At 73.2% G+C, this 26,385-nt stretch carries 18 protein-coding genes; 5 read left to right on the top strand and 13 right to left on the bottom strand.

Annotated features, from left to right (window positions below; all coding sequences use genetic code 11):
- Positions 1-75: 75 nt before the first annotated feature.
- The gene (locus Sdagh_RS33590) at positions 76-2,184 is read right to left on the bottom strand and encodes a SpoIIE family protein phosphatase (RefSeq protein WP_189413917.1); all 2,109 of its coding nucleotides are present in this window, start codon (positions 2,182-2,184) and stop codon (positions 76-78) included.
- A gap of 103 nt (positions 2,185-2,287) precedes the next feature.
- Between Sdagh_RS33590 and Sdagh_RS33585 the strand changes: the two genes are divergently transcribed.
- Positions 2,288-3,700, top strand: coding sequence for a lipase maturation factor family protein (locus tag Sdagh_RS33585; protein ID WP_189413916.1), 1,413 nt, complete (start codon positions 2,288-2,290; stop codon positions 3,698-3,700).
- 7 nt (positions 3,701-3,707) lie between these two features.
- On the opposite strand, the gene Sdagh_RS33580 is transcribed toward Sdagh_RS33585, so the two are convergent.
- The 4 genes from Sdagh_RS33580 to Sdagh_RS33565 form a co-directional block, all read right to left on the bottom strand.
- Positions 3,708-4,682 carry an aldo/keto reductase gene (locus tag Sdagh_RS33580; RefSeq protein WP_189413914.1) on the bottom strand — a complete coding sequence of 325 codons (975 nt, stop codon included), beginning with the start codon at positions 4,680-4,682 and terminating at the stop codon, positions 3,708-3,710.
- The gene (locus Sdagh_RS33575) at positions 4,679-5,437 is read right to left on the bottom strand and encodes an SDR family NAD(P)-dependent oxidoreductase (protein WP_189413912.1); all 759 of its coding nucleotides are present in this window, start codon (positions 5,435-5,437) and stop codon (positions 4,679-4,681) included. Before Sdagh_RS33575 ends, Sdagh_RS33580 begins: the two co-directional genes overlap by 4 nt.
- Positions 5,434-6,771, bottom strand: a complete 1,338-nt coding sequence (locus tag Sdagh_RS33570) for an enolase C-terminal domain-like protein (RefSeq protein WP_226536128.1) — start codon at positions 6,769-6,771, stop codon at positions 5,434-5,436. Before Sdagh_RS33570 ends, Sdagh_RS33575 begins: the two co-directional genes overlap by 4 nt.
- Positions 6,772-6,961: 190 nt before the next feature.
- On the bottom strand, positions 6,962-9,985 hold the full coding sequence (locus Sdagh_RS33565; RefSeq protein ID WP_190076429.1) for an alpha-mannosidase: 3,024 nt from the start codon (positions 9,983-9,985) through the stop codon (positions 6,962-6,964).
- Between the two features lie 250 nt (positions 9,986-10,235).
- Here Sdagh_RS33565 and Sdagh_RS33560 point away from each other — a divergent pair, with 250 nt between their 5' ends.
- The 3 genes from Sdagh_RS33560 to Sdagh_RS33550 all read left to right on the top strand — a co-directional run bounded on the left by Sdagh_RS33560 (position 10,236) and on the right by Sdagh_RS33550 (position 13,810).
- Positions 10,236-11,261 (top strand): amidohydrolase family protein, encoded by a 1,026-nt coding sequence (locus Sdagh_RS33560; RefSeq protein ID WP_190076428.1) that lies wholly within the window; start codon positions 10,236-10,238, stop codon positions 11,259-11,261.
- 227 nt (positions 11,262-11,488) lie between these two features.
- Positions 11,489-12,409 (top strand): amidohydrolase family protein, encoded by a 921-nt coding sequence (locus Sdagh_RS33555; protein WP_190076427.1) that lies wholly within the window; start codon positions 11,489-11,491, stop codon positions 12,407-12,409.
- 36 nt (positions 12,410-12,445) lie between these two features.
- Positions 12,446-13,810: an MFS transporter gene (locus Sdagh_RS33550; protein WP_190010671.1), complete on the top strand. Its 1,365-nt coding sequence runs from the start codon at positions 12,446-12,448 to the stop codon at positions 13,808-13,810.
- 16 nt (positions 13,811-13,826) lie between these two features.
- Here Sdagh_RS33550 and Sdagh_RS33545 read toward each other — a convergent pair whose 3' ends face one another.
- Both Sdagh_RS33545 and Sdagh_RS33540 read right to left on the bottom strand, forming a co-directional pair.
- A complete protein-coding gene (locus Sdagh_RS33545) occupies positions 13,827-14,309 on the bottom strand; it encodes a GNAT family N-acetyltransferase (RefSeq protein ID WP_189413901.1) in 483 nt (160 codons plus the stop codon).
- Between the two features lie 57 nt (positions 14,310-14,366).
- Complete coding sequence (locus Sdagh_RS33540) at positions 14,367-14,540, bottom strand: hypothetical protein (RefSeq protein ID WP_189413899.1); 174 nt, start codon at positions 14,538-14,540, stop codon at positions 14,367-14,369.
- A 428-nt stretch (positions 14,541-14,968) separates the two neighbouring features.
- Between Sdagh_RS33540 and Sdagh_RS33535 the strand changes: the two genes are divergently transcribed.
- Positions 14,969-15,442 carry a hypothetical protein gene (locus Sdagh_RS33535; protein ID WP_190076426.1) on the top strand — a complete coding sequence of 158 codons (474 nt, stop codon included), beginning with the start codon at positions 14,969-14,971 and terminating at the stop codon, positions 15,440-15,442.
- Here Sdagh_RS33535 and Sdagh_RS33530 read toward each other — a convergent pair.
- From Sdagh_RS33530 to glgA, 6 genes are all read right to left on the bottom strand, one after another.
- On the bottom strand, positions 15,421-16,923 hold the full coding sequence (locus Sdagh_RS33530; RefSeq protein ID WP_189413895.1) for an SDR family NAD(P)-dependent oxidoreductase: 1,503 nt from the start codon (positions 16,921-16,923) through the stop codon (positions 15,421-15,423). The genes Sdagh_RS33535 and Sdagh_RS33530 overlap by 22 nt on opposite strands.
- A gap of 147 nt (positions 16,924-17,070) precedes the next feature.
- Entirely contained in the window at positions 17,071-18,411 is a 1,341-nt protein-coding gene (locus Sdagh_RS33525) for a wax ester/triacylglycerol synthase family O-acyltransferase (protein ID WP_189413893.1), read from the bottom strand.
- Positions 18,412-18,576: 165 nt separating this feature from the next.
- On the bottom strand, positions 18,577-20,901 hold the full coding sequence (locus Sdagh_RS33520) for a GH92 family glycosyl hydrolase (protein WP_190010675.1): 2,325 nt from the start codon (positions 20,899-20,901) through the stop codon (positions 18,577-18,579).
- Positions 20,902-21,016: 115 nt separating this feature from the next.
- Positions 21,017-23,620 carry a PA14 domain-containing protein gene (locus tag Sdagh_RS33515; protein WP_190010676.1) on the bottom strand — a complete coding sequence of 868 codons (2,604 nt, stop codon included), beginning with the start codon at positions 23,618-23,620 and terminating at the stop codon, positions 21,017-21,019.
- A gap of 213 nt (positions 23,621-23,833) precedes the next feature.
- The gene (glgC, locus tag Sdagh_RS33510; RefSeq protein ID WP_189413887.1) at positions 23,834-25,054 is read right to left on the bottom strand and encodes a glucose-1-phosphate adenylyltransferase; all 1,221 of its coding nucleotides are present in this window, start codon (positions 25,052-25,054) and stop codon (positions 23,834-23,836) included.
- A 39-nt stretch (positions 25,055-25,093) separates the two neighbouring features.
- Entirely contained in the window at positions 25,094-26,254 is a 1,161-nt protein-coding gene (gene glgA / locus Sdagh_RS33505; protein ID WP_189413885.1) for a glycogen synthase, read from the bottom strand.
- Positions 26,255-26,385 lie beyond the last annotated feature (131 nt).

The raw sequence follows: 26,385 nt of genomic DNA, 5'->3' as shown, positions 1-26,385 counted from the left end.
CGCCGAGGAGCGAAGGGCACCTCACCAGACCCGGGTAGAGCCCGGAACCGCGGGCGCGTCGGACCCGGGGTGCCCTCACAGCTCGCCGTGCCGTACCGCGAACTCCGCCCACACGCACTTGCCGCCGCCCCGCGCCTCCACGCCCCAGCCGTCCGCCATCAGGTCGACCAGCAGCAGGCCGCGCCCGGAGACGCCGGACTCGCCCGCCTCGCGCCGCCGGGGCAGGGCGCTGGAGGAGTCCTCGACCTCGATCCGCAGCCGCCGGCCGGCCCCGGTGAGGTACCTCAGGGTGACGACCGCCGCGCCCTCGGTGTGCGTCAGCGCGTTGGTGATCAGCTCGTCGGCGACCAGTTCGATCTCGTCGCCCTGCGGCTCGGCGCCCCAGGCGCGGACGGCGGCCCGGGTCAGATGGCGGGCCTCCGCGAGGGCCTCCGGGTCGCCGGGGGCCACGTGCCGCTGAAGCCGGCCGCCGGAGCGCGGGGCGTCCGGGGCGTGGCGGCGCAGCAGGAGAAGGGCCACGTCGTCCTCGCCGCCGCGCTCCTCGGCGTCACGGATGAGGAGGTCGGCGAGGTCACGGACGTGCGGGGGGCCGGCGGCGACCGCGGCGGCGAGGTCCCGGACACCGTCGCCGAGGTCGGCGCCGGGCTGTTCGACCAGGCCGTCGGTGAACAGCACCAGGGTGGCGCCGGGGTCGAGTTCGAGGGTGGAGACGGGGTAGGTGAGCCGCCCGAACTCGGCGGACAGGCCGAGCGGCAGCCCGCCCTCCACGGGGACCCGGCGGCAGGTGCCGTCCGGGTCGCGCACCAGCGGGTCGGTGTGCCCGGCGCGGACCACCTGGACGACGCCGGTGGCCAGGTCGGCCTCGGCGTACAGGCAGGTGGCGAAGCGGTCGGTGTCGAGTTCGTGGAGGAAGCCGGAGGCCCGTGCCATCACGGCGGCCGGGGTGTGGCCCTCGGCGGCGTAGGCGCGCAGCACGATGCGCAGCTGGCCCATGACGGCGGCGGCGTGGGTGTCGTGGCCCTGGACGTCGCCGATGACGGCGCCGACCCGGCCGCCCGCGGACGAGGTGCCTCCGGGCAGCGGGATCAGGTCGTACCAGTCGCCGCCGATGTCACGGGCGTGCATGCCGCCGACGGTCGCGGCGCGGTAGCGGACGGCGACGTCGCAGCCGGGGACGGAGGGGATGGTGCGCGGCAGCATCGCCTGCTGGAGGCCGGCGGCGAGGTCCATCTCCTGTTCGTAGAGCATCGCGCGCTGGAGGCTCTGGGCGATGCCGCTGCCCAGGGCGACGAGCACGGTGCGGTCCTCCGGCGAGAAGCCGCGCCGGTCGCCGTAGAGCAGGCCCACCGCGCCGATCGGCCGGCCCTGCGCGATCAGCGGCAGATAGGCGGCGGAGGTGATGCGCAGGTGGGTGATGTGCGGCCAGAGCACGGGGTAGCGCTCGGCGAACTCCTCCGGCGACTCGATGAACCGGGGCCCCAGGGTCCGCACCACCTCGCTCATCGGGTAGGGCTCCTCGACCCGGGTGATCCGGGTGCCGGGGACGAAGCTGTTCTCGGGGCCGTCGGCGACCAGCCGGATGCGGCCCGCCTCGACCAGGCCCATCACCAGGCTGGTGGCGCCCAGCCGGGTGAGGCCGTTGGTGTCCCGCAGGACGTCGATGACGTCCTCGACGGTGCGGGCGTGGGCGAGGGCGGCGGTGGCGGCCTCGACCACGTCGGTCTGGCGGCGGCGTGCCTCGTCGCGGACGGCGCGCTCGCGGCGCGACTCGATCTCGCTCAGCTCCCGGGTGGCGTCCCGGACGATGCCGACGATCCGGTACGGCCGGCCCGCCGCGTCGCGCCGGATGTAGCCCTGGGTGTGGGTCCAGCGCAGATGGCCGTCGCGGCAGCGCAGCCGGAAGTAGGTGCCGTAGTTCTCGCTGCCGTCCTTGATGGCCCGGGCGACCAGGGCGTCCAGCCGGATGCCCTCCGCCCGCGGGACGCGGACCGACAGGGATTCCGGGCGTCCGTCGTACTCCTCCGGGCGCAGGTCGAAGACCTCGTGGGCCTGGGCGTCCATGTGGAAGAGGCCACCCGCCAGGTCCCAGTCGAACGTGCCCATGCGGTTGAGCGCCAGGATCGGGTCCGGATGGGCGGGCCAGTCGTCCGGGAGTGACAGGGCGCTCGCTCCCCGATCAACCATGAGCCCCACCTTGCCAGCCTTTGTCCGATTCTTCGACCCGTTCGGCCGACCAAGGGCCGGGTAAGCGTGAACCCGCGCGCAGCGACCGAAGGAGCACAGGCCCGTGGAGTGGTTCACCGCACCCGACTACTGGACCGGGCGGCTGGTCTTCCAGAAGGCGCTGGCCGCCCTCTACCTGGTCGCCTTCCTGACGGCCGCGCTCCAGTTCCGGGCGCTGATCGGGGAGCGCGGGATGCTGCCGGTGCCCCGGTTCGTGGCGCGGGTGCCCTGGCGGCGCGCGCCGAGCCTGTTCCAGTGGCGCTACTCCGACCGGCTGTTCGCCGGCTGCGCCTGGGCGGGCTGCGCGGTGGCCGCGGCGCTCCTCGCGGGGGTGGACGCGGTGCTGCCGCTGTGGGCGGCGATGCTGCTGTGGCTGGTGCCGTGGGCGCTGTACCTGTCGATCGTCAACGTGGGGCAGACCTGGTACGGCTTCGGCTGGGAGTCGCTGCTCCTGGAGACCGGCTTCCTCGCCGTGTTCCTCGGCAACGACGAGGTGGCCCCGCCGGTCGTCGTGCTGTTCCTGCTGCGCTGGCTGCTGTTCCGCGTCGAGTTCGGGGCGGGGCTGATCAAGATCCGCGGCGACGCGTGCTGGCGGCGGCTTACGTGCCTGGACCACCATCACGAGACCCAGCCCATGCCGGGGCCGCTGAGCTGGTTCTTCCACCATCTGCCCCGGCCGCTGCACCGAGTGGAGGTGGCCGCGAACCACGTCACCCAGCTCGTGGTGCCGTTCCTGCTGTTCGCCCCGCAGCCGGTGGCCACGGCCGCCGCCGCGCTGATGATCCTCACCCAGCTGTGGCTGGTGCTGTCGGGCAACTTCGCCTGGCTGAACTGGATCACCGTCGCGCTGGCCCTGCCGGCCGTGCGGTTCCCCGCCGACCCGCCCGCCGTGGCGCCGCCGCCGCTCTGGTACGAGGTGCTGGTCCTGGCGGTGGCCGCGCTGCTGGTGGCGCTCAGCCACCGCCCGGTGCGCAACATGCTCTCCCGGCGCCAGGTGATGAACCGCTCCTTCGACCCGCTGCACCTGGTCAACACCTACGGCGCGTTCGGCAGCGTCAGCCGGGTCCGGCACGAGGTGGTGATCGAGGGCACCGCCGACGAGGTGCCGCGCGAGGACGGGGACTGGCGGGAGTACGCCTTCAAGGGCAAGCCCGGTGATCCGCGCCGCTGGCCGCGCCAGTTCGCGCCGTACCACCTGCGGCTGGACTGGATGATGTGGTTCGCCGCGCTGTCGCCCGGCTATGCCGGACCGTGGTTCTCGGCGCTGGTGGAACGGCTGCTGGAGGGCGACCGGGACACCCTGCGGCTGCTGCGCCGCGCACCGTTCCCACCGGACGCCCCGCCGCGCCACATCAGGGCCCGCCTCTACCGCTACCGGTACACGACCTGGCGGGAACTGCGGGAGACGGGCGCCTGCTGGGAGCGGACGTACGTACGCGAGTACCTGCCGCCGACCCGGCTGGCGGGGCAGCCGTGAACGGGGCTCAGGGCACGGGTGCGTCCGGGGGCAGCAGGCCGGTCCGCCGCAGCTCCTCCCAGTACGCGGCGGGCACCGGCTCGGCGAAGCGGTCGGCGCAGTCCTCGGCCTCGGCGGCGGAGCGGGCGCCCACCAGGACGCTCGCGACGGCCGGGTGGGCGGCGCAGAAGGCGAGGGCGGCGGCGCGCAGGGTCGTGCCGTGCCGTTCGGCGACCGCCTTCAGGCGCAGCGCGCGCTCCAGCAGGGCGTCCGGCGCCCGGGCGTAGTCGTACGCCGCGCCCGGCCGCGGGTCGGCCAGCAGGCCGGAGTTGAAGGCGCCGCCGACGACGACGGAGGTGCCGCGCGCGGTGGCGGCCGGGAGCAGGTCGGCCAGGGCGCTCTGGTCGAGCAGGGTGTAGCGGCCGGCGCAGAGCACCACGTCGACGTCGGTGTCCCGGACGAACCGGGTGAGCAGCGCCGTCCGGTTCATGCCCACGCCGATCGCGCCGACCGTGCCCTCGGCCCGCAGCCGTTCCAGGGCCGGGTACGCCTCGCGGAGCGCCTGCCCGGCGTGGTCGTCCGGGTCGTGCAGGTAGACGATGTCCACGCGGTCCAGGCCGAGCCGCTCCAGGCTGGCCGTCAGGGACCGGCGTACGCCGTCGGCGCTGAAGTCCCACACCCGGCGGTGGGTGGCCGGCACCGCGAACCCGGCGGCCAGGTCGTCGCCGTCCGCCGTGCCGGCGGGTTCCAGCAGCCGGCCCACTTTGGTGGAGAGGGTGTACGCGTCGCGCGGGAGCGCGCCCAGGGCCGCGCCGAGGCGCCGTTCGGACAGGCCGAGCCCGTAGTGCGGGGCGGTGTCGAAGGTGCGGACGCCCCGGCGCCAGGCGGCCCGGACGGTGGCGTGCGCCTCGGCGTCGGTGACCGGGGTGTAGAGGTTGCCGAGGGCGGCGCAGCCGAGGGCGAGGGGGCTGACGGGTACGCCGCTCCGGCCGAGGGTGGTCACGGTTGTCCCGCCGGGCGGAGCCGGAGGCCCTGCATGCCGCCGTCGACGGCGAGCGAGGTGCCGGTGGTGGCACCGGAGTACGGACCGGCGAGGTGGGCGATGGCGGCGGCGACCTCCTCGGCGGTGACCAGGCGGCCGGTGGGCTGGCGGGCCTCCAGCGCGGCGCGCTCGGCGGCCGGGTCGGGGGCCCGGTCCAGCAGGCGGCCGATCCACGGGGTGTCCACCGTGCCGGGGTTGACGCAGTTGACGCGGATGCCCTCGCGGACGTGGTCGGCGGCCATGGCGAGGGTCAGGGACTGCACGGCACCCTTGGTGGCGCTGTACAGCACCCGCTGGGGCAGGCCGGCGGTGGCCGCGACGGACGAGGTGTTGACGACCGCCGCGTGCCGTGAGCGGCGCAGGTGGGGCAGCGCGGCGCGGGCCACCCGGACCATGCCGACCACGTTGACGTCGAGGACGCGGTGCCACTCGGCGTCGTCGTTGTCCTCGACGGTGCCCTGCGCGCCGATGCCGGCGTTGTTGACCAGGATGTCCAGACCGCCGAGCCCGGCGACGGCGGCGGTGACGGCGGCGCGTACGGAGGCGTCGTCGGTGACGTCGGCCCGCACGGGCAGGAACGGCTCGCCGACCGCCGTGGTGTCGGCGTCGAGGACGGCGACGGCCGCGCCGCGCGCGGCGAGGAGTGCGGCGGTGGCCCGGCCGATGCCGGAGGCGCCGCCGGTGACCAGGGCCCTCAGTCCCGTGAAGTCGTTCATGCCGTCCGCCCTTCGGTCCGCTCGGCGTCGGCGGCCCAGAAGGTGCCGCCCGGATAGGTGTACCGGGCGACGGAGGCGGGCCGCAGGGCGGCCGAGAAGCCCGGCGCGGTGGGTGCCGTGTAGTGCCCCGCGCGGATCACCACGGGGTCGGTGAAGTGGTCGTGGAGGTGGTCGACGTACTCGATGACCCGGTCCTCGGTGGTGCCGGACAGGGCCACGTAGTCGAACATGGCCAGATGCTGGACGAGTTCGCACAGGCCGACGCCGCCGGCGTGCGGGCAGACCGGGACGCCGAACTTGGCGGCGAGCAGCAGGATCGCGAGGTTCTCGTTGACGCCGGCCACCCGGGCCGCGTCGATCTGCACGATGTCGACGGCACCGGCCTGGAGGAGCTGTTTGAACAGGACGCGGTTGTGGGCGTGTTCGCCGGTGGCGACCTTCACCGGGGCGACGGCCCGGCGGACGGCGGCGTGGCCGAGCACGTCGTCGGGGCTGGTGGGTTCCTCGATCCAGTACAGGCCGAACTCGGCGAGGGCGCCGGTCCAGCGGATCGCCTCGGGCACGTCCCAGCGCTGGTTGGCGTCGGCGGCGAGGCGGATGTCCGGGCCGACGGTGGCGCGGGCGACGCGGCAGCGCCGGATGTCGTCGTCCAGGTCGGCGCCGACCTTGAGCTTGATCTGGGTGAAGCCGTCGGCGACGGCGCGGGCGGCGAGGCGGGCGAGCTTGTCGTCGTCGTAGCCGAGCCAGCCCGGGGAGGTGGTGTAGGCGGGGTAGCCGTCGGCCAGCAGGTGCCCGGTGCGTTCGGCGGCGCCCTTGCGGCCCCGGCGCAGCAGGTCGAGGGCCTCGTCGGGGGTGAGCGCGTCGGTGAGGTAGCGGAAGTCGATCTGCGCGGTCAGCCACTCGGGGTCGGCGTCGGCGAGCAGCCGCCACAGGGGTTTGCCCGCCCGGCGGGCGGCCAGGTCCCAGACGGCGTTGACGACCGCGCCGATCGCCATGTGCATCACGCCCTTCTCCGGCCCCAGCCAGCGCAGTTGGCTGTCCCCGGTGAGGTCCCGGTAGAGCGTGCCGGGGTCGGCGCACAGCGCGGCGACGGACCGTCCGACGACGTGGTCGCGCAGCGCCCGGACCGCGGCGACCTGGACGTCGTTGCCCCGCCCGATGGTGAAGGCGAAGCCGTGCCCCTCCGGTTCGCCGCCATCGGTGCGCAGCACGACGTAGGCGGCCGAGTAGTCGGGGTCCGGGTTCATCGCGTCGGAGCCGTCGAGTGCGCGGGAGGTGGGGAACCGGATGTCGTAGGTGTCGACGGCGGTGATGCGGGCGTCGGTGGCGGGCACGCGGCTCCTCGGGTGGGAGTGACCAGTTCCCGCATATTTATCAGAGCTATTGATCCGACGAACACCCCTCGCGCAGGCGTGATGCCGGGAAGATCCCGTATCGGACGGCAAAGTCATCCGACGATTGCCGCCGAGTCATCGGACCACTGGCCCGGCTCTCGCGCGCAGGAGCCGGGCCGGCCGGGACTGCCTAGGCGCGCTTCAGCCGCAGGGTCATGAGCTGGAACGGCCGCAGCCGTACGGTGATCCGGCCGCCGTCCCGCTCGGGGGCCGGCGCTCCGTCGAGCGGGCGTTCCAGCAGGTCGGTCACGGTGGCGCCGGCGACCTCGAAGCCGGCCGTCAGCGTGGCGCGGGCCCGGCCGCCGTGCGCCTCGTGGAAGCGGACGACCAGGTCGCCGCCGCCGTCGTCGGCGAGCTTGACGGCGGTGATCACCACCGACTCCCGGTCGACGGTGACCAGCGGGGCCACCTCCCCGGCGCCGGTCAGCCGCCGCTCGGGCAGGTTGATCCGCCAGCCCTCGCGCACCGCGTCGCCGATGCCGGCGCCCGGCACCAGGGCGTGCCGGAACCGGTGCGTGCCCTGGTCGGTCCCGGGGTCGGGGAAGCGCGGGGCGCGCAGCAGCGACACCCGGACGGTGGTGGTGGTCCCGGCGTCCGCGCCGGTCCGGACGGTCCGGGTGACGTCATGGCCGTACGTCGAGTCGTTGACGACCGCCACGCCCCAGCCGGGCTCCGCCAGATGGACGAAGCGGTGGTTGCACGCCTCGAACCGGGCCGCGTCCCAGGAGGTGTTGGTGTGGGTGGGGCGGTGGACGTGTCCGAACTGGGTCTCGGCGGCGTACCGGTCGGCGTGCAGGTCCAGCGGGAAGGCGAGTTTGAGGAACTTCTCCGTCTCGTGCCAGTCGACCTCGGTCTCCACCTCCAGCCGCCGTTCGCCGGGGGCCAGGGTGAGCACCTGGGTGGCGCGCGAGGAGCCGAAGGAGCGCACGACGCGCACCGAGGCGCCGTCCTCCCCGGCCGTCACCGAGTCGGCCCCGCTCAGGTCGGTGCCGGTGTTGCGATAGAACGCGTCGACGTCCCAGGCGTCCCACTTGTTCGGCAGGTCGGGGTGGAGCTGGAGGAGGCCCGCGGCGGCGCCGGGCGCGACCGTCTCGCGGCCGGCCTCGATGTCGTACAGGGAGACGATCAGCCCGCGTTCGTCGATCACGGCCCGCAGCAGCCCGTTGTCCAGGACGAATCCGCCGCCCTCGCGCGTGCCGAGCACTGTCGCGTGCCCGGCGGGGGCGGGGGTGGCGGCGCCGCCCGCCGGGACGCCGGCGCGGGCGTGCGGGGCGGCGTTGAACAGGAGCGGAGTGCCGCCGTCGCCGGCCAGGGCGCGCTGGGCGGCCTCGATGACGCCGGTCAGCTCCTCGGCGACGCGCGCGTAGACGGCCCGTGCCTCGCGGTGCACCCAGGCGATGGAGGAACCGGGCAGGATGTCGTGGAACTGGTGCAGCAGGACGGTCTTCCAGAGCCGGTCCAGCTCCTCGTACGGGTAGGGGAAGCCGGTGCGCACGGCGGCCGTCGCCGCCCACAGCTCGGCCTCCCGCAGCAGGTGTTCGCTGCGCCGGTTGCCCTGCTTGGTGCCGGCCTGGCTGGTGAGGGTGGCGCGGTGCAGTTCGAGGTACAGCTCGCCGACCCAGACGGGCGGTTCCGGGTAGTCGGCGGCGGCCTGCTCGAAGAACTGCTTCGGGGTCTGCCAGGTCACCGTGGCCGAGCCTTCGAGGTCGCGGAGCCGGGCGGCGCGGGCCACCATCTCGCGGGTGGTACCGCCGCCCCCGTCTCCGAAACCGGTCGGCGCGAGGGAGTGCCGGGCGCGGCCCTTGTCCTTGAAGTTGCGGACGGCGTGGGCGATCTCGCGGCCCGTCATGGCGCAGTTGTAGGTGTCGACGGGCGGGAAGTGGGTGAAGATCCGGGTGCCGTCGATGCCCTCCCAGCGGAAGGTGTGGTGCGGGAAGCCGTTCGTCTGCGACCAGGAGATCTTCTGCGTCAGCAGGTACTTCGACCCGGCCGCCGCGATGATCTGGGGCAGCCCGGCGGCGAAGCCGAAGGTGTCCGGCAGCCACGCCTCGTCGTTCTCGATGCCGAACTCGTCCAGGAAGAACCGCTTGCCGTGCACGAACTGCCGGGCCATCGCCTCCGAGCCGGGCATGTTGGTGTCCGACTCCACCCACATGCCGCCGGCCGGCACGAACCGGCCGTCCGCCACGGCCTTCTTCACCCGCGCCCACACCTCGGGCCGGTGGTCGCGGACCCACGCCCACTGCTGGGCCTGGGACATGGCGAAGACGAAGTCGGGTTCGTCGTCGAGGAGGGCGGTCATGTTGGCGGCGGTCCGGGCGACCTTGCGGACGGTCTCCCGCAGCGGCCACAGCCACGCCGAGTCGATGTGGGCGTGGCCGACGGCGGTGATCCGGTGGGCGGAGGGTACGGCGGGGGCGGCGAGGACGCCGGCGAGCGGCTCGCGGGCGCGGGCCGCCGTGCCGCCCACGTCCTGGAGGTCGACGGCGTCCAGGGCGCGGTCCACCGCGCGCAGGATGTCGTACCGGCGCGGGGAGTCGGCGGGCAGCTCGGCCATCAGCTCGCCGAGCACCTCCAGGTCGCGCACGAGGTGCCACACGGTCGCGTCGAAGACGGCGAGGTCCATGCGGCCCAGGGTGTAGAGCGGGTCGCCGCCCGCGGTGTCCCGGTCGCCCAGCGGGGTCGGCGCGAAGCCGCGGCGGCCCAGGATCACGGGGTTGGCGGCGGCCTCGACGTACAGCAGCACCGGCTCGCCGCCCTCGGCGGGGGCGCCGACGCGGACCCACTGGTTGGCGGGGTTGAGGCCCTTCACCGGGGTGCCGTCGGGCCGGTACACCAGGCCCTCGCACTGGAAGCCGGGCATGCCGTCGTCGAAGCCGAGGTCGAGGAGGGCCTCGACGGTCCGGCCGGCCCACGCCTCGGGGACCGTGCCGGTGACGCGGAACCAGCTCGTCCCCCACGGGGCGCCCCAGCGGGCGCCCACCGCGACGGGCCCGTACCCGGCGGCCAGGCCCTCGGCGACCGGCACGGGCTCGCCGGGGGCGTGCCAGACGGCCGCCTCCAGCGGCACGGACTCGGGGTACACGGCGGGGCGGACGCGTTCGTCGAGGACGCGCCGGAGGCGGGCTTCGACCAGGCTGCGGTCGTCATGCATACGAGGCTCCCGGAGGGGTCGGGCGGTCACCGGACGGTGCGGCGACGGACGAGGATCAGCTCCCCGGCCGGGCGGCGCCCGAACCGCGCGCGCCCGCGGCGCCTTCCCGTCCTCCCCCGCCCGTTCCCGACCGGCTGCCCGGAAACTTTCCCGGAACATATTGTCAACAATTTCGTCGGCCGTTACGTTGAACCTGGTCCGCGCCCCGTCACCGACCCGGGGCGACCCCTCACAGCAGTCAGGAACAGCCATGATCATCGATTGCCACGGCCACTACACCACCGCTCCCCCGGCGCTGGCGGCCTGGCGCGACCGGCAGATCGCCGGACTCGACGACCCCGCGTCCGCGCCGTCCCGCGCCGACCTGGAGATCGGTGACGACGAGCTGCGGGAGAGCATCGAGTCGAACCAGCTCCGGCTGATGGACGAGCGCGGCATCGACCTGACGGTCTTCTCCCCGCGGGCCTCCTTCATGGCACATCACGTCGGCGACTTCAAGACCTCCGCCGCGTGGGCGTCGATCTGCAACGAGCTGTGCTTCCGGGTCAGCAGCCTCTACCCGGAGCGGTTCGCGATGGCGGCGATGCTGCCGCAGTCCCCCGGCGTCGATCCGGCCACCTGCCTCCCCGAGCTGACCCGCTGCGTCGAGGAGTACGGCGCGGTCGCGCTGAACCTGAACCCCGACCCGTCCGGCGGCCACTGGACCGCGCCGCCGCTCACCGACCGCTCGTGGTACCCCGTCTACGAGAAGATGGCCGAGTACGACATCCCGGCCATGGTGCACGTCAGCACCAGCGTGAACCCCGCCTTCCACACCACCGGGGCGCACTACCTCAACGCCGACACCACCACGTTCATGCAGCTCGTGCAGGGCGACCTCTTCACGGACTTCCCCACCCTGAGGCTGGTCATCCCGCACGGCGGCGGCGCGGTCCCCTACCACTGGGGCCGGTTCCGCGGTCTGGCCATGGCACTGGGCAAGCCGGAACTGGCGGAACACGTGCTGAACAACGTCTTCTTCGACACCTGTGTGTACCACCAGCCCGGCATCGACCTGCTCCTGGACGTCGTACCGCCGAAGAACATCCTGTTCGCCTCGGAGATGATCGGCGCGGTCCGCGACATCGACCCGTGCACCGGCTTCCACTTCGACGACACCCGGCGCTACGTCGAGGCCGCCGCACTCCCCGCGGAGCACCGGTCGGCGATCCAGGAACACAACGCGCGCACCGTCTACCCTCGCCTCGACGCCCTGCTCAAGCGCCAGGGCCGCTGAACTCCGGACCCGCCCGCCGGCCTGCGAGACCTCCCTGTTCCCCGCGCGTCGCCGGCCGCCGCCTCCCCCCGGCACGGCCGGCCCGCGGCCCCGCGGCTCCCCGCCCCCGCGGCCGGCCCCGCCCCCACCCGAACGATCCCCGGGCCACCGGCCCCGCCGGGAGCTTCGCACCGAGCCTCCCGCACCGGCCGCCACCCCGGGACCCGCTCGCGAAAGGAACGCCCGACATGTCCGACCTCGCCCCCAAGACCCCAGGCTGGCTCGACTGGTACGCCGGCCCTTCCGTGCCGGAGTTCCGGCTGCCCGACGGTGCCGTCGACGCGCACTGCCACGTCTTCGGACCGCAGGCGCGGTTCCCCTTCGCGCCGGAGCGGAAGTACACGCCCTGCGACGGCGGCAAGGAGGACCTGTTCGCGCTCCGCGACCACCTGGGCGTCTCCCGGAACGTCATCGTGCAGGCCACCTGCCACGGCGCGGACAACTCGGCCATGGTGGACGCCGTCCGCGCCGCCGGGGGCCGGGCCCGCGGCATCGCCACCGTCCGCCCCGGCGTCACCGCCGCCGAGCTGCGGGAGCTGGACGAGGCCGGGGTGCGGGGCGTCCGCTTCAACTTCGTGCGCCGGCTGGTCGACACCTCCCCCGAGGAGGACCTGCGCGCCATCGCGGCGAAGATCGCCCCGCTGGGCTGGCACATCGTGCTGTACTTCGAGGCCGCCGACCTGCCCGACCTGGAGGACTTCTTCTCCTCGCTGCCCACCCCGCTGGTCATCGACCACCTGGGCCGCCCGGACGTGACCGAGCCGGTGGACGGGCCGGAGTTCTCCCGCTTCCTGCGGTTCGTGGACCGGGGCGACGTGTGGGTCAAGGTGAGCTGCCCGGAGCGCCTGACCGTCACCGGCCCGGCCGCGCTGGACGGCGAGCGGAACGCCTACGCCGACGTGGTGCCGTTCGGCCGCCGCACCGTGGAGGAGTTCCCTGACCGCGTGCTGTGGGGCACCGACTGGCCGCACCCCAACCTCAAGGACCACATGCCCGACGACGGGCTGCTGGTCGACCACATCCCGCACATCGCCCCCACCGCCGAGCAGCGGCACAAGCTGCTGGTCGCCAACCCGATGCGCCTGTACTGGCCCGGAGAGGCCGTCTGAGCACACCCGTCCCCACTCACCGCAAGGGCACCTCGCATGCACCGCGTCAACGCTCTCAACCGGCTGGACAGACTGCCGGTCTCCCGGTTCCACAAGACGACCCTGCTGGCGGTCGCGTTCGCGTACTTCTTCGAGTTCGCCGACATCAACAGCTTCGCGGTCACCGCGCCCAAGCTCATCAAGATCTGGGGCGTCACCGTCGACCAGGTCGCGTACGTGACCTCCCTGTCGTTCGTCGGCATGTTCCTCGGCTCGATCGTCGCCTCGAACCTCGCCGACCGCCTCGGCCGCAAACGCGCCCTGATGCAGACGACGCTGTTCTTCGGGTTCTTCTCCTTCCTCTCGGTCTTCTCCTGGAACCTGCTCTCGCTCGGCGTCTTCCGCGTGCTGACCTCGGCGGGCCTGTCCGCGATGACGGTCGTGGCGGTCATCTACGTCGCCGAGATGTACCCCTCCGCCGTCCGCGGCCGGTACCAGGCGTACGCCATCGTCATCGGCATCTGCGGCACCCCCGTCACCAGCCTGATCGCCAGCGCGGTGGTGCCGCTCAGCGACTGGTCCTGGCGCCTGGTGTTCCTGTGGGGCTCGCTGGGCATGCTGCTGGTCCTCTTCACCCGCCACCTCAAGGAGTCGCCGCGCTGGCTGGAGAGCCGGGGCAGGCTCGCGGAGGCCGAGCGGGTGCTGACCGAGATCGAGACGGCCGTCGTCGCGGAGAAGGGCCCGCTGCCCGAGCCGGCCCCGCCGGTGGAGGAGGCCCCGGTCACCAAGGCCCCGCTCAAGCTGCTGCTGCAGAAGAAGTACCTGCTGCCCACGCTGCTGCTCACGGTCGTCTGGGTCACCCAGACCATCGGCTTCTTCGGCTACTCCAGCTGGGCCCCGACCCTGCTCGCCAAGGAGGGCTTCAGCGTCGAGGACTCCGTCTTCTACGTCGCCCTCACCACGGTCGGCGCCCCGCTCGGCTCGTATCTGGCGGCCCTGGTCACCGACCGGTTCGAGCGCAAGTGGTGCCTGGTCGCCTTCGGCACGGTGATCGCGGTCTGCGGCCTGTTCTACGGGCTCACCTTCGACCCGGTGTTCATCATCGTCTTCGGGTTCCTGGTGAACCTCTTCGAGCGCGGGTACACCGCCCTCGGCTACGCCTACTCGCCCGAGTTGTTCGACACCCGCAGCCGCTCGCTGGGCACGGGCGTCTCCTACGGCCTGGGCCGGCTCTCCAACGCGGCCGGGCCGCTGGTCGTCGCGGCCCTCTACACCAGCCAGGGCTATCAGAGCGTGTTCGTGTTCATCGCCGGTTCCTGGCTGGTGGGCGCGGTCGTCCTCGCGGTGTTCGGGCCACGCACCAAGGCGGCCCGGGATGCGGCGACGGCCGCCGCGGCGGCGCGACAGAGGACGCCCGCCTGAGCCGCGGTCCGGCCGCTCACAGGGCGCGGTACATGACGTGCAGGCCGACCAGGCCGTGCCGGGGGTGGGCGAACGCCTCCGGCACGGTGCCGAGGACGGTGAAGCCGAGGGACGTCCAGAGCCTCACGGCCGGGTTGGTCTCCACGACCGCGTTGAACACCATCCCCCGGTAACCGTCCGCCTTGGCCTCGGCCAGTACGTGCTCGGCGAGGGCGCGGCCGATGCCCCGCCCGGCCCGGTCCGGGTCGACCATGAAGCCGGCGTTGGCGATTCCGGCGGCGGGTCCGCCGTAGTTGGGGGTGAGATAGGCGGAGGCGACGACGGCGCCGGTCTCGTCCTCGGTGACGAAGACCCGCTTGGCGGGGTCCGTCCAGAGCCGCCGGGCGTCCTCCTCGGAGGTGTCCGGGTCCCAGGTGTAGGTCTCGCCGGCGGCGACGACGCGGTGCCAGAACGGCCAGATGGACGGCCAGTCGGCGGCCGTGGCTTCCCTGATCGGCATGGGCGCGAGTCTCGCACGCCCATGCCGGGGCGGCGCAGCCGGGGGCGGCGGCCCGGGTCAGTCCACGCTGGGCAGGATGTGCGGCTCGGCGAGGTCGTCCTCGTAGCCCGCCAGCCGGATCGGGGCCGACCGGGCCCACACGTCGAGGCTGCCGATCTCGCCGGGCCGGCGGCCCGCCGGCCCGGTGCGTTCCTGGGGGCGTTGTTCGTACTTCGTCGTTTCCGGTGTCACCGCGCACTCCTTATGTGTCGGGTCACCCTCGGGCCTCGCCGGTCAGTCTGCTGTCCGGCTCCTGACGCCCGCTCGGGTCTCGGTCAAGAACAGTTCGGTCGCGGTGGCGCCGGTCACTCGGGACGGACCATGGGTGTGGGCGGGCCCGTGCTGCCGTTCATCCGCTCCAGACTAACCAGATGAGCGGGGGCCCGCTCTATGGGGCTGCAAACTCCTGGTAATCATCATGCTTCGCCCCGCGCGCAGTTGAGCCCGGCATGCACCGGTTCGTCACCTGTTGTTCACAAAAGGGACTCACCCGTTCGGCGGACCGGCGGTCACACATCGCCGTGGCAGTTCAGGTGGCGTTGGCCCGGCCGCAAGGTGGCCATGGTCTGCTGCCGTGCGCAAGGGGCCGGAACGCGGGGAGATCGCGGGAGGACGGACGCGTGGAGCTGCGCAGCGTCGGGGAGCTGATGGGCCTGCTGTACGCCTGCCGGGAGGCCGCCGTTCCCGGCGGTGGCCCGGCCGACGGCCACGGTCGCGCGCTGCGGACCGCCGCGCTGCTGCGCCGCACCCGCCCCGCCGACAAGGAGCTGCAGGTCGCCGGGTTGGTGACGGCGGTGGGCGGGCTGCTGTGGCCCGGCGACCCGGAGGGCCGGGCCGAGCGCACCGCCGACGCCGTACGCCCGCTGCTCGGGGAGCGGGTCGCCTGTCTCGTCGCGCGCCGGGCCCCCGCCCACGCCCCGGCCGACGACGGTCTGCGCCGGCTGCGCGAGGCCGAGGAGGAGGGCCGCACCGCCGTCTTCGACGCCGGGGTGCTGGAGGACTGGCGCACGGTGCTGGAGCTGGTGGCGGCGCGCAACTCCCGCCCGGGCGCGGGCGACCGGGCGGCGCGCGGTCACCACTTGCCGGGCGCGTAGTCCTTCATGAAGACGCCGTACAGGTCCTCGCCCGCCTCGCCACGCACGATCGGGTCGTACACCCGGGCCGCGCCGTCCACCAGGTCGAGCGGGGCGTGGAAGCCCTCCTCGGCGAGGCGCAGCTTGTCGTAGTGGGGACGTTCGTCGGTGATCCAGCCGGTGTCGACGGAGGTCATCAGGATGCCGTCGGTCTGGAACATCTCCTGGGCGCTGGTCCGCGTCACCATGTTCATGGCCGCCTTGGCGGCGTTGGTGTTCGGGTGCCCGGCGCCCTTGTAGCCGCGGGCGAACACGCCCTCCATCGCCGAGACGTTGACGACGTAGGACCGCCTGGAGGGCGCCTTGCGGGCGGCGTCGGCCATCGCCGGGCGCAACTTGCTGATCAGGATGAACGGTGCCGTGTAGTTGCACAGCTGGGTCTCCAGCAGTTCCACCGGGGAGATCTGGTCGATGCTCTGCACCCAGGTGTTGCTGTCGACGACGTCGGGGAGCAGGCCGCCCGCGTCGATGGCGGAGCCGTCGAGGTGCCGGGCGACGCTGGCGTTCCCGGCGACCAGCGCGAGATCGGCGACCTGCTGGGCGTCGAGTCCGCTGATGCCGGCCGGCAGCGCGGCCAGCCCGTCGACCGAGCCGGAGCCGAAGGCGCCGATGACGTGGTGGGCGGGCAGTTCGCCGGCGGGCAGCGGGGCGCTCTCGCCCTCGACCAGGGCGGCGTAGGCCGAGGGCAGCCGGCGGACGGTCTGCGTGGCGTTGTTGATCAGGATGTCCAGCGGGCCCTGCTCGGCGACCTGGTCGGCGAGGGCGACGGCCTGGGCGGGGTCGCGCAGGTCGATGCCGACGACCTCCAGGCGGTGCAGCCAGTCCCCGGAGTCGTCCATGGCCTTGAAGCGGCGGATGGCGTCCTTGGGGAACCGGGTGGTGATCGTGGTGTGGGCGCCGTCGCGCAGCAGCCTGAGCGCGATGTACATGCCGATCTTGGCCCGGCCGCCGGTGAGCAGGGCGCGCTTGCCGGTGAGGTCGGCGCGGGCGTCGCGGCGCATCCGGTTCTCGGCGGCGCAGGACGGGCAGAGCTGGTGGTAGAAGTAGTCGACCTCGACGTAGCGCTGCTTGCAGACGTAGCAGGAGCGGGGGCGCTGGAGTATCCCCGCGATGCTGCCCTCCTCCGTGCGGGAGGAGGGCAGGATGCCCTCGGTCTCGTCGTCGATGCGCTCGGCGGAGCCGGTGGCGGTGGCCTCGGTGACGGCCCGGTCGTGGGCGGTCTTGGCGGCGCGGCGCTCCTGGCGGCGGCGCTGCTTGACCGTCCGGTAGATGTGCGAGGTGGCGCGGCGCACGAGGACCGCGTCGGGGTGGTCGACGTCGAGCCGGTCGAGTTCCTCCAGCACACTCAGGCAGACCGCGAGCCGCTCGGGGTCGATCCCGGGGCCGTACGCGGGCTCGTCCGCCTCGCCCGTGGCCGCCGAACCGTCCTGTGTCACCGTCATCGCCGCTGCCGTTCCCTGATCACCCGCGCGGCGCTTCCGGGACGCGTCCGCTGTCGAACGCCGGATTTTACGCGAGTGCCGGGCCCGGCCGCCAAACCGCCCGGACCGGGGAGCCGCCGGGGGGCCGGCGGCACCGTCACCGGCCGTTCAGGCGCCGCAGGCCGCGAGGAGGGCCGTCACCTCCTCCGTCACCGCGCCGGCCAGCCGGTCCAGGTCCGGGACGGCCGCCGCGTCCGCGACCAGCCCGTAGTGCACCCGCCCCCGGTAGGTGGAGACCGCGACCGCCAGCGCGTGGCCCCGGGCCAGCGGCGCGAAGGGGCAGATCTCGGTCAGCGGATGGCCGCCGAGCCGGAGACCCAGGCTGGGCAGGGGCACGCTGGTGACCAGGATGTCGAACCAGAGCCGGGCCGCCTGGCCGACCAGCGGGCCGCCGAGCCGGTGGCCGAGCGCCGGGACGTGGTCGGCGAGCAGCGCGACCGCTCCGGCGCCCCGGGCGGGCCCGGCGTCCTTGTTGCGGTCCATGGCGGCGCGGACGGTGGACAGCCGGGAGAGCGGGTCGGCGTCGCAGACCGGGAGCCGGGTCAGATAGCCGGAGAGCCGGTTGCCCTGCGGGTGCGCGGTGCGCGGCCGGCGCTGGGAGACGGGGATCAGCGCGCGGGGGGCCACGCCCTCGGTGCCGTCGCCCCGCTCGTCCAGCCAGCGGCGCAGCGCCCCGGCGACGACCGCGATGAGGACGTCGTTGACGGTGCCGCCCCCGGCCTTGCGGATGCGGTGCACGTCGTCGAGGTCGAGGCTGACGCCGGTGGTGCGGCGGGTACCGGAGGAGGCGGCGGTCAGCGCGTCCGAGGAGCGCGCGTCGAGGGTGGACAGGGCGACGGAGGCGCCGATGTCCAGGGCGCGCCCGGCGTCGGAGAGGGCGCCGCGCAGCCGCCCGGGCAGGGCGCGCACGTCCGGGAGCGGGCCGCGCCGGGGCGGCACCGGGCGCGGCCGGGGGGCGGGCAGGTCCATCGGGTCGAGGACGGCCGCGGCCAGTCCCAGCGCCCGCAGCCCGTCGGCGAGGGCGTGGTGGAACTTGAACAGCACGGCGAAGGAGGTCCCGTCCTCCCCCGGCAGCACGTGCGCCTCCCACGGCGGCCGCGCCCGCACCAGCGGGCGCTGCATCAGCCGGCCCGCGACGGTGTGGAAGTCGCCGGCCGGGGCGTGCAGCCGGACGTGGTCGAGGGGGTCGAAGTCCGGGGCCTGCTCGCGGGCGGCGCCGCCGAAGGCGAAGGGCCGGCGCAGGGCGAGCGGCGGCTGCCACACGTCCCGGATGCGCATCCGCAGTCCGGGCACACCCGCCGCGCGCGCGGCGAGCAGGTCCGCCGCGTGGGCGCCCGCGGCCGGTGAGCGGGCCGCGAAGACGCCGAGCGCCCCCAGGTGCATGGGGTGCTCGGCGGTCTCGATGTTCCAGAACGCCAGGTCGAGGGGGGCGAGCAGGTCGGAAGTCAAGGGCTTGCCTCGCGATGTCGCTGACGGGTGGTGTCGCTGACGGTGAGAGACAAGCAGTCAATCGCCCTTTGTCGATTACGGTCAAGTACGATCAAGCTACGCACAGTTAACAGAGGATGACGTCCCGCCCCTGGGAGAGGGGCGGGACTCATGGGGCGACTGCGGTCACTTCAGGGCGGGCGGCGCCGCCTGCGGTGACGTTCCCCACCCGGACGGCTGCGGGCCGACCGTGAACCCGAGCGAGCGCACCGAGCGCAGCGCGTCGGTCGTCAGATAGGTCCGGTCGTACGCCTTTCCGTCCGTGCGGGCGGACTGGACGTACCGGTCGGTGTCCGAGGTGCCGGGGGCGGTGACGGTCAGGGCGCCGCGCGGGTAGTAGCGGCGGTCGAGGGTCAGGTCGACCCGGTCGAAGACGGGCGTGGACAGGCCCCAGGTGTCGTAGCCGGGCTGGATCGGGAAGATCCCGATCGACGACAGGACGTTCCAGGCGGACATCGTGCCGAGGTCGTCGTTGCCGGTCATGCCGGTCGGGGTGTCCGTGAACAGGGTCAGCGCGGCGTGCACCACGTCGGTGGTCTTCCAGGGCTGCCCGGTGGACAGGTACGTGTACGGGGCGATGAGGTCCGGCTCGTTCTGCGGGTTGTACTTGTCGGCGTTGTAGTAGTCGTACGGCCCGTTGACCCAGACCTCGCGGGCGGTGCCCGCCGGGTCGGCGAGGAGCCGGTCGTAGGCGAAGAAGGAGTCGAGGCGCTCGTTCGCCGCGGCGGTGCCGCCGATGAGGCCGATCATGCCGGGCAGGTCCTGCGGGACGAGCCACTGGTACTGCCAGCTGGTGCCCTCGTGGAAGCCCTCGCTCCGCGCCGGGTCGGCGGGGCCGGTGAAGGCGCCGGCGGCGTCGCGGGCACGGAAGAAGCCGGTGGCGGGGTCGAAGACGGCGCGGTAGTTCTGCGCGCGCTCGGCGTACCGGGCGGCGTCCGCGTCGTGGCCGAGGTCGGCGGCCATCCGGGCGAGCATCGCGTCGGACAGGGCGTACTCCAGGGTGGCGGAGGCGCCGTGGTCGTAGTCGGAGTCACCGGGCTTGGCGTGCGGGCGGCCCTTGAGATAGGGCGCGTAGCCCTCGGCCAGGTACTCGCGGTTGGCCTCCCGGCCGACCGCCGGGGAGTCGGCGGGCGGCACCCCGTCGGCGTTCTTCCTCAGCGCCCGGTACGCCCGTTCCTCGTACCCCGTGAGCAGGCCCTGCTGGTAGGCGTTGGTGAGGAAGGGGGTGACCGGGTCGCCGGTCATGATGTTGGTCTCGACGGTGCCGTAGCCCCACTTGGGCAGCCAGCCGCTCTCCTCGTCGATCTTCAGCACGGAGATCGCCATGTCGCGGGCCTCGCGGGGCGCGAGCAGGGAGAGGAGCTGGGACTGGGTGCGGTAGGTGTCCCACAGCGACCAGTTCTGGTAGTACGTGAAACCCTTCGCCCGGTGGATCTCCTGGTCCCAGCCGGTGTAGCGGCCGTCCACGTCGCTGCCGATGTTGGGCGCGAGGAAGGACCGGTACAGGGACGAGTAGAAGGTGCGGCGCAGGGTGTCGTCGCCGCCCCGGACGCGGACGTCGTCGAGACGGTCCTCCCAGGTGCGGTCGGCCGCCTTCCGTACGGCGTCGAAGGAACGGCCGCCCTCGGCGCGCAGGTTGCGGGCGGCGCCGCTCGCGTCGACGTAGGACAGGGCCGTGGTCGCCTCGACCGTGCGGTCCTTCGTCGTGTCGAAACGCAGGTAGGCGCCGTCCTCGCCGGTCCGCGCGCCGGCGGTGACGGTGGCACCGTCCCAGGTGCCGTACGCGGTGAAGGGGCGGTCGAACCGGGTGACCGTGTAGACGGTGTACGGCTCGGTGTCCTGGCAGAAACCGCTGCCGGTGATGGCGGTGCGCACGGTACGGCTGTCCAGGACCTCCACCTCGGTGGCGGCCGTCCGGTGCAGCGACTGGCCCGCGTTGAGCAGCACGTTGGCCTTGTCGGTGGCCGGGAAGGTGTAGCGCTGCACGCCGGTGCGCGCGGTCGCGGTCAGCTCGGCGTCGATGCCGGAGTCCAGGCCGACCCGGTAGTAGCCGGGGCTCGCCGCCTCGTCGTCGTGGCTGAACCGCGCCGCGTACTTCGTGTAGTCCGTCTCGGTGACGTCACCGGTGGTGGGCAGCACCGGCAGGTCACCGCCGAGGCCGCAGCCGACGCCGGAGAGGTGGACGAGGGAGAAGCCGCGGACGCGGTCGTTCGAGTAGTCGTAGCCGACGTTGTGCCCGGTGTCCGGGGAGAACTGCACCATGCCGAAGGGCACGGCGGCCCCCGGGTAGGTGTTGCCTTCGTTCTCGGTGCCGATGAAGGGGTTGACGAGGCCGGTCAGCGGGCCGTCGGGCCCGGTGGCCGCCTGTGCCGTGGGGGCGGCGAGCGCGCCGCCGAGCAGCGCGACGACGGCGGCGGCCGCCGCGCCGCGCAGCCGGTGGGTCCATCTCATGCGGGGGTGCCTCCAGGGGGCTTCGCGCGGGTGCCGGGTGCGGGTCCGCCATGGCTGGTCACGCGGTTCCCCGCGCCCCTGGGCGGGGACCCGCACCCGGCGTTTCGTCACTCCGTCAGGCACAGCCCGCGGGGGTCGCCCGCGAGATGTCCGCGATCAGTCGCTCATGCGCCGCCTTCAGGCGCTGCACGTCCGGCTTGACGACCTTCCGGTCGTACGTCAGCAGTCCGTTCAGCTCGCCTTCGACGTCCGTGATCTGCGTGTAGACGGCCCCGTTCCCGCCCTCGCAGGCCAGCGCGTGCACCTCGGCGAGCTTGGTGAGGTAGTCGTCGGTGTACGTCGCCGGGTCCACGTCGACGTAGCTCTGCTGGACGGACCAGGCGTGACCGGGCACCGCCAGTCCCAGGCCGCCGTACTCGCCGCTGACCAGGGCCCGTTCACCGTCCGGCGACGGCGGGAGGGCCGGGGACGGGTAACCGTGCTCGTCCATGATGTCGCCGGCACCGCCGTCGGCCCCGAGGTTCAGCCCGGACTGGTTGTTGACCAGCCGGGTCGGGTCCCAGGACTTGGCCTGCTCGGCGATCCGGCCGATGTCGTACTGGCCCCAGCCCTCGTTGAAGGTGACCCACATGATCACCGACGGGCTGCTGATGTGCTCGTCGATGATCTCCTTCATCTCGCGTTCGTACTCGGCGCGGGCCGCGGTGGAGGGGTTGACGCCCGCCGTCATCGCCGGCATGTCCTGCCAGACCAGCAGGCCCAGCCTGTCCGCCCAGTAGAACCAGCGGTCCGGCTCCACCTTGATGTGCTTGCGGACCGAGTTGAAGCCCATCTCCTTGTGCATCCTCAGGTCGTACGCGAGGGCCTCGTCGGTCGGGGCGGTGTGCAGGCCGTCCGGCCAGAAGCCCTGGTCGAGGGTGGCCATCAGGAAGACCGGCTCGCCGTTGAGCAGGGTGCGCGGGGTTCCGTCCACCTTCTCCACGGAGACCGCGCGCATACCGAAGTAGCTGCCGACGCGGTCCTTGCCGACGGTGACCTTCAGGTCGTAGAGGAACGGGTCGTCCGGCGACCACAGGCGCGGGTTCTTGATCTTCAGGGTGAGCGGTGCGCCGGTGCGGCCGGTGACCGTGGCGACCTGGCGCTTGCCCGCGTAGGCGGTGGCCGTGACCTTCAGGCCGGCGCGGACGCCCTGCGGCTCGACGGTGAGCGTGGAGGCGTCGACGTCCGGGGTGAGCTTGAGGTTGCCGACGTGGTCGGCGGCGACCGGTTCCATCCACACCGACTGCCAGATGCCGGAGGACGGCGTGTACCAGATGCCGCTCGGGTCCAGGCGCTGCTTGCCCAGCGGCGGGTTCTCGCCGCCGGCCGCGTCGGTCGGGTCGTAGACGCCGACGATCAGTTCCTGGGTGCGGCCGGGCCTGAGCGCGTCGGTGACGTCCGCGCTGAACTTGTCGTAGCCGCCCTTGTGGCCGGCGACCTTGACGCCGTTGACGTAGACCTCGGACTGCCAGTCCACCGCGCCGAAGTTGAGGTTCAGGCGCTGCCGCGAGCCGACCTTCCAGTCCTCGGGGACGGTGAAGGTGCGGCGGTACCACATGCGGTCCTCGTGCCGTTCGATGCCGGAGAGCTGGGACTCCACCGGGTACGGGACGAGGATGCGCTCCTTGAGGCTCCTGCCGACCGGCGGCTGCTCGCCGGCCTCGGCGGCGGCGAACTGCCAGCTGCCGTTGAGGCTGCGCCAGTCGTCGCGGGTGAGCTGCGGACGCGGGTACTCGGGGAGCGCGTTGTCCGGCCCGACCTCGTCGGCCCAGTCGGTGCGCAGCTCGTAGGTGGAGTGGTTGGAGCCGCTCGTCCAGAACGCGTTGACAACGTTGCCGTCGGCCGTCGTCAGACCGCCCTCGCCGTCGTAGCGGACGTCGGCGATGCCGGGCGCGGTGCCGGTCTTGTTGCCGACGACCGGTTCGCCGAGGGCGACGAGCAGGGCGTTGGGGTCGGCGGGGTCGGCCTTCGCCTCGCCGAGCGGCCAGGTGGCGCCGCCGATGACCGCCGAGAGGTGGCCGGCGAGCCCCGCCGGGGGCGCGGCGAGCGGCTGCGGGAAGCCGAGCTTCAGGGTGCGGCCGGTGGCCAGCACCGTGGCGGAGGTCGCGCCGTCGTAGCCGTACCCCGCGGGCAGGCGGAACGCCGACTGCGGGACGGCCTCCTTGGCGCCGCCGGGCTCGGTCCAGCGCAGGTGCAGGTTGGAGCCGCCGTAGTGCTCGAAGTACTCCAGCTTGATGTCGTAGGACTGCCCGGCCGTCAGGTCGACGGGCGGGGCGGTCTGTTCGCGGTCCCAGTCGTCGACCCAGTGGTCGATGGCGAGCTGTCCGCCGATCCAGAGGCGGAAGCCGTTGTCGCCGATGACCGAGAAGGTGTGCGGGCCGGTCTCCTCGGGGACCAGCCGGCCGGTCCAGCGGACGCTGACGTCGTCCGACTGCCCGGTGGCGGACTTCAGCCGGGACTCCAGGTTGTCGAAGTCGATCTGCGGGTCGAAGCCGGTGGCCTTCAGCTCGTGGAAGTCGAAGGCGCCGGGGGCGGACTGGGTGTAGTACTCGCCCTTGAGTCCGTGGACCTCCACGGGGTCGTCGCCGGCCGCGCCCGCGGGTACGGCGGCAAGCCCGCCGATGCCGAGCGCGGCGGCCAGCAGCAGGGCCAGTCGGTCTCTGAGTCGTCTGATGCGCACGAATCCTCTCCTTCGAGGAGGGCGGGGGCGGTCGTCACACCGACGCGTCATTACATCGATGTAACGGCAGATGCATGACAACATGGATTCCGTTTGGCGTCCAGGGACATGACAACGGCATCGTGTGGCACTCGTCCTTCCTGGCACACCGCCGGTGCCAGGAGGGGACCGGCCGGGCGGTACACGGGACCGCCCGGCCGGGGCCGTGGGGTCCTACGGCACACGCTGGCCCTTGCCGAGGGCGATGACCCCGCCCTCGGAGACCGTGTACAACTCGGCGTCCCGCTCGGGATTGACGCCGATCGTCGCGCCCGGCGGCACCTGCACGTTCTTGTCCAGCACCGCCCCGCGCACCACCGCGCCCCGCCCGATGTGCACGTTGTCGTGCAGCACCGAGCCCTGGACCACCGCCCCCGGGTCGACCACGACTCCCGGCGACAGCACGGACCGGGTGACCTGTCCCCGGATCAGGCAGCCCGCGCTGACGATCGACTCGCTGGCGATGCCACCGGCGTTGAACCGGGCCGGCGAGAGCTGCCCGGAGGAGGTGTAGACCGGCCACTGCCGGTTGTAGAGGTTGAAGGCGGGGCGCTCGGCGATCAGGTCCATGTGGGCGTCGTAGTAGGCGTCGAGTGTGCCCACGTCCCGCCAGTACCCCTGGTCGCGGCTGGTCTCGCCGGGCACGTGGTTGTCGCTGAAGTCGTAGAGGCCGGCCTCGCCCCGGTCGGTGAGCTGGGGCAGGATCGAACCGCCCATGTCGTGCGCCGAGTCCCCGTCCTCGGCGTCCCGGTGCAGCGCCTCGATCAGGGCCTTGGTGGTGAAGATGTAGTTGCCCATCGAGGCGAAGACGCAGGCGGGGTCGTCCACCAGACCGGGCGGGTCGGCGGGCTTCTCCAGGAAGCTCTCGACCCGCTGCCCGTCGGATGCCGGGGTGATCACGCCGAACGACGCCGACTCGGTGCGCGGCACCCGGATGCCCGCCACGGTGACGCCGGCGCCGGACTCGATGTGCTGGGCGAGCATCTGGCGCGGGTCCATGCGGTACACGTGGTCGGCGCCGAACACCGCGACGTATTCCGGTTGTTCGTCGTACACCAGGTTCAGCGACTGGAGGATGGCGTCGGCGCTGCCCAGGTACCAGCGCGGGCCGAGGCGCTGCTGCGCGGGGACCGGGGTGACGTAGTTGCCGAGCAGGCTGGACATCCGCCAGGTGGTGGTGACGTGCCGGTCCAGCGAGTGCGACTTGTACTGGGTGAGCACGCAGATCCGCAGGATGTCGCCGTTGACCAGGTTGGAGAGCACGAAGTCGACCAGGCGGTAGGTGCCGCCGAACGTCACCGCCGGTTTGGCGCGGTCCGCGGTCAGCGGCATCAGCCGCTTGCCCTCACCACCCGCCAGGACGATGCCGAGCACCGAAGGTCCTCCACGACGCATGGCCGCACCCCTCCCACCCTCTACGCCAGTTGTGCTCCGTCACACCTGTGCCAGGACGTCCTCGTAGAGCCGGACCGTGCGGCGGGCGACCGCGTCCCAGCCGAACTCGGCCACCGCCCGCTCCCGTCCGGCCTCGCCCATCCGCCGGCCGGCGGCCGGGTCACCGATGACCGCGTCCAGCGCGCGGGCGAGTCCTGCCTCGAAGTCGTCGTCCACCTCGACGAGTACCCCGGTTTCGCCGTCCGCCACGACCTCGGGGATGCCGCCGGTGCGAGAGGCGACCACGGGGGTGCCGCAGGCCATCGCCTCCAGGTTGACGATGCCGAGCGGCTCGTACACCGAGGGGCAGACGAACACGGCGGCATGGGTGAGGAGTTGGACCACCTCGGCGCGGGGCAGCATCTGCGGGAGCCAGTGCACGCCCTCCCGGGCCCGGCTCAGTTCCCGGTGGAGGTCGCGGAACTCCCGGTCGATCTCCGGGGTGTCGGGCGCGCCGGCGCAGAGCACCACCTGTGCGGACGGGTCGATGTCCCGTACCGCGCGCAGCAGATGGGGGACGCCCTTCTGCCGGGTGATGCGGCCGACGAAGAGGACGTACGGGCGGGAGCGGTCCAGGCCGATCCGGTCCAGGACGTCGGTGGCCGGGTCGGGGCGGTACAGCCGGGTGTCGATGCCGTTGTGCACGACGTGCACCCGGTCGGCGGGCAGCGCCGGGTAGCAGGCGAGGATGTCGTCGCGCATCGCGCCGGAAACGGCGATCACCGCGTCTGCCGCCTCGATCGCGGTGCGCTCGGTCCAGCTCGACACCGCGTACCCGCCGCCGAGCCGCTCGGCCTTCCAGGGGCGCAGCGGCTCCAGGGAGTGCGCGGTCACCACGTGCGGGACGCCGTGCAGCAGCTTGGCGAGGTGGCCGCCGAGGTTGGCGTACCAGGTGTGGGAGTGGACCAGGTCGCGGCCGGTGAGGGCGTCGGCCATGGCGAGGTCGACCGAGAGGGTGCGCAGCGCCTCGTTGGCGCCGTCCAGCGCGGGCCAGGAGCGGTGGCGCGACACCCCGGCGCCGTCGGCGCCGGACGCCTCGCCCCAGCAGTGCACGTCCAGGTCGACCAGGGCGGCCAGCTCCCGGGCGAGGAACTCGACGTGGACGCCCGCGCCGCCGTAGACGTCGGGCGGGTACTCGCGGGTCAGCAGTCCCACACGCACCCGGAACCTCCTGTCTCGGCGGCTGTTCCCCTCATGGTCACCCAGCGGGGGCGCGGAGGAAAGGGTGCGGAGGGGTCCGATCGGCGGCCTTCCGGGCCGGTGCCGCCGGCGCCGCGGCACCCACCCTGGGG

The organism is Streptomyces daghestanicus (genome assembly GCF_020521275.1).
In the GTDB taxonomy this organism is placed as follows: Bacteria; Actinomycetota; Actinomycetes; order Streptomycetales; family Streptomycetaceae; genus Streptomyces; species Streptomyces griseoviridis.
This window is presented reverse-complemented; position numbering and strand designations above follow the sequence as displayed.

What these genes read in the sequence shown, in the direction of transcription:
- Sdagh_RS33590 (WP_189413917.1), bottom strand. Translation starts at nt 2,184, where the DNA reads ATGGTTGATCGGGGAGCGAGCGCCCTGTCACTCCCGGACGACTGGCCC.
- Sdagh_RS33575 (WP_189413912.1), bottom strand. Translation starts at nt 5,437, where the DNA reads ATGAACGACTTCACGGGACTGAGGGCCCTGGTCACCGGCGGCGCCTCC.
- Sdagh_RS33560 (WP_190076428.1), top strand. Translation starts at nt 10,236, where the DNA reads ATGATCATCGATTGCCACGGCCACTACACCACCGCTCCCCCGGCGCTG.
- Sdagh_RS33530 (WP_189413895.1), bottom strand. Translation starts at nt 16,923, where the DNA reads ATGACGGTGACACAGGACGGTTCGGCGGCCACGGGCGAGGCGGACGAG.
- glgC (WP_189413887.1), bottom strand. Translation starts at nt 25,054, where the DNA reads ATGCGTCGTGGAGGACCTTCGGTGCTCGGCATCGTCCTGGCGGGTGGT.
- Sdagh_RS33565 (WP_190076429.1), bottom strand. Translation starts at nt 9,985, where the DNA reads ATGCATGACGACCGCAGCCTGGTCGAAGCCCGCCTCCGGCGCGTCCTC.
- Sdagh_RS33555 (WP_190076427.1), top strand. Translation starts at nt 11,489, where the DNA reads ATGTCCGACCTCGCCCCCAAGACCCCAGGCTGGCTCGACTGGTACGCC.
- Sdagh_RS33550 (WP_190010671.1), top strand. Translation starts at nt 12,446, where the DNA reads ATGCACCGCGTCAACGCTCTCAACCGGCTGGACAGACTGCCGGTCTCC.
- Sdagh_RS33520 (WP_190010675.1), bottom strand. Translation starts at nt 20,901, where the DNA reads ATGAGATGGACCCACCGGCTGCGCGGCGCGGCGGCCGCCGCCGTCGTC.
- Sdagh_RS33545 (WP_189413901.1), bottom strand. Translation starts at nt 14,309, where the DNA reads ATGCCGATCAGGGAAGCCACGGCCGCCGACTGGCCGTCCATCTGGCCG.